The sequence below is a fragment of the Pseudomonas sp. AC463 genome (genome assembly GCF_979253585.1).
On record NZ_CEEDDZ010000550.1, the window covers coordinates 1 to 276 of the forward strand.

A 276-nucleotide genomic window follows, 5' to 3' on the forward strand; every position below is an offset into this window, starting at 1 on the left:
TGCGCGTGCTGCTGATCGAGGACGAGCCGACGACCGCCAAGGCGATCGAGCTCATGCTGACGACCGAAGGCTTCAACGTCTACACCACCGATCTCGGTGAGGAAGGCTTGGATCTCGGCAAACTCTACGACTACGATATCATCCTGCTCGACCTGAACCTGCCGGACATGCACGGCTACGACGTGCTGAAGAAGCTGCGCGTGGCCCGCGTGACGACGCCGGTGCTGATCCTGTCGGGCGTCAACGAAATGGACTCGAAGGTCCGCAGCTTCGGCT

1 protein-coding gene is annotated in these 276 nt (G+C 61.2%); it reads left to right on the forward strand.

What is annotated here, in order from left to right:
* Nucleotides 1-276 (forward strand): response regulator (locus tag AC0IYH_RS31365; RefSeq protein ID WP_471838125.1); only part of this gene is annotated, 276 nt, incomplete at both ends.